At 71.2% G+C, this 2,104-nt stretch carries 5 protein-coding genes and 1 pseudogene; all 6 read left to right on the top strand.

Going from position 1 to position 2,104, the window contains the following annotated elements; all coding sequences use genetic code 11:
• A pseudogene (locus tag AAT21_RS38560) lies at positions 1-130 on the top strand (DUF6303 family protein); the annotation flags it as partial.
• On the top strand, positions 127-981 hold the full coding sequence (locus AAT21_RS02540; protein ID WP_046775040.1) for a DUF2637 domain-containing protein: 855 nt from the start codon (positions 127-129) through the stop codon (positions 979-981). The pseudogene AAT21_RS38560 and the gene AAT21_RS02540, both read left to right, overlap by 4 nt.
• The gene (locus AAT21_RS02535; protein ID WP_046775039.1) at positions 981-1,322 is read left to right on the top strand and encodes an RRQRL motif-containing zinc-binding protein; all 342 of its coding nucleotides are present in this window, start codon (positions 981-983) and stop codon (positions 1,320-1,322) included. The genes AAT21_RS02540 and AAT21_RS02535 overlap by 1 nt, the downstream gene beginning before the upstream one ends.
• Positions 1,312-1,476 (top strand): hypothetical protein, encoded by a 165-nt coding sequence (locus AAT21_RS37900; protein ID WP_167350554.1) that lies wholly within the window; start codon positions 1,312-1,314, stop codon positions 1,474-1,476. The genes AAT21_RS02535 and AAT21_RS37900 overlap by 11 nt, the downstream gene beginning before the upstream one ends.
• Before the next feature lie 21 nt (positions 1,477-1,497).
• The gene (locus AAT21_RS02530) at positions 1,498-1,878 is read left to right on the top strand and encodes a DUF6251 family protein (RefSeq protein ID WP_046775038.1); all 381 of its coding nucleotides are present in this window, start codon (positions 1,498-1,500) and stop codon (positions 1,876-1,878) included.
• Between the two features lie 84 nt (positions 1,879-1,962).
• Positions 1,963-2,104 (top strand): DUF6257 family protein (locus AAT21_RS39610; RefSeq protein ID WP_167350551.1); only part of this gene is annotated, 142 nt, incomplete at its 3' end.

Genomic DNA, 2,104 nt, shown 5'->3' with positions numbered 1-2,104 from the left:
ATTCAGCCTGGCCGAGGGTGCCGAGTGGGAGTGGACGGAGCACGACGGGCCGGACTACCACCCGCACCCGGCCCGTGTGCTCCTCCTCTGCTCGGCCAAGGTCCGGCCGCTGGAAGGCGGTGCGGCATGAACCGCACCGGGAGGGTTCTGCTGGTGCTGGCCCTCGTGGCCGTGGTCGGCATGGCGTTCCGGGTGTCCTGGAACGCGCTGCGGGACGTGGCCCGGGCCATCGGCGCGGACACCACCGCCGCCTGGCTCTACCCCTTCGTGGTCGACGGGCTGATGGCCCTCGCCCTCGTCGCCGCCCTCGTACTGACCGGCGACGCTCGCAGGTTCGCACTGCGGGTGCTGGCCTCCTACACCCTCGCCTCGCTGGTCCTCAACTACGTGCACGGCCTCGTGCCGGAACTGCACTCGCAATCGATCGGCTGGAGCCGACTGGCCGAGGGCGACTGGACCAACTGGGTACTCGTCCTGCTGGCGACGTCGCTTCCGGTCGGGTCGATCTACTTCGGCTCCGACCTCGTCGCCAAAGTCCTCCACCACCGCCCGCCAGTCGACCCAACCGAGCCCAAATCAGCTCAGACCAATGCAAATCAGTCGACGGCTGAGCTGGGCGAACCAGTGGTGGAAGAGACCACCGCCCTGCCCGTCCCGGCGCCGGAGCTGGAGCCCGTACCGGTCGCTTCGGTCGACGTGCCGACCGGGCCGGTCGAAGTGCGGGTACCGGTCGCGGCGGCGGAGACGTCGCGACCTCGTCGGGCGACGGGTCGGGTGCCGGTGGCGGCGCGGTCGAGTCGACCGGTCCGGTCGGAGGTGGAGCTTCTGGCGGAGGCTCGGAGCCTGACGGAGTCGTGGCCGGTCGAGAAGCTGACCGGTGAGGGCATCCGCAAGGCCCTGCACACATCCTCGGCCAAGGCCCGGGTCGTGCGCGAGACGCTGAAGGCCGAGCGCGAGCGTGATGCTGCGGCGGTGAGTTGATGGCCACCCTGCCGGTCTACCCCTGGCGCCTTGCCCCGGACGGGCTGGCGACCCGCCGGCAGCTCCGCGTGGCAGGGCTCCGGCCCGGCGGTCAGGACGTCGTCGCCCAGCTGGAGCGTCCGCGACGGCGGCGCACTGCGCTGACCGCGTTCCTGTACCGCGTGGACCGGGCCCTGCCGGTCCGGCCGATGACCCCGGCCAAGACGGCCGCTCTCGACCGGGCGAATGCCGCCCGCCGTACTTGCCCCGCCTGCCGCACCGACGCCGGATACGTCATCCCGGTCTCGCTCGGCACGTGCGTCCCCTGCGCCTACCCCGAAGGAGCACCCGATGGAGCGTGACGAGCAGTTCATCGCCTACATGAAGGCCTTCAAGGCTTCCTCGACGCACTTCGGCGACTGCGCCGCTTGCCAGGCCGACGAGCCGTGCGAGACCGGCAAGCCCCTGCACGCGAACTTCATCGCCCAGCAGGACGCCTGGAACGCCCGCACCTGACCCTTGCGAAGGGAGACGACCGTGAACCACCTGCCCGAACCCCACCGCCCGCCCGGCGTCGTGCAACTCCCGGACGGCACCCATGTCTACGGCGACACCCTGCCCGCCACGTACGCCGGGCCGCAGGTCGTGCACCAGCACATCCACCAGGCCGCCCCGGACAAGACCGTCCAGCGCATCGCGCTCGGCTCCGGAGTCGGCGCCGGCGCGGTCGCCGCCGGGGTGTACTTCGGCCCGCTCCTCGTCGGCGCGCTCACCGCGATCGCCGCGAACATCGCGATGCTCGCCTTCCTCGCCCTGATCCTCGGCTGGGGCGTCCACACCGTCGTGAAGTCCTTCGGCAGCCCCGAAGCCGGAGCGGCCGTGAAGAACGTGCGCAAGGCCCGCCGCCGTCGGGGCTGACGGCTGCCTGATCCACCCACCCCCCGCACAGGGGGCGGGTGGTGAAGGGGAGCCGGACAGCCCGGTCTCCAGAGATGGAGTCCAATGATGGCGCAGGACCCGAAGTTCACCGCTCGTGAGATCACGCAGATCGGCTGGTACACGGCCCGGATGGCCAAGCGCGGGATCGCCGGGGAGAACGTCCACCTCGGCGACCTGCAGAAGAAGGTCGACCGGATCATCGACG

This window comes from Streptomyces yangpuensis (genome assembly GCF_001005295.1).
Classification (GTDB): Bacteria; Actinomycetota; Actinomycetes; order Streptomycetales; family Streptomycetaceae; genus Streptomyces; species Streptomyces yangpuensis.
Note: the sequence above shows the minus strand (reverse complement) of the source record. Positions and strands in the feature narration are given on the sequence as shown.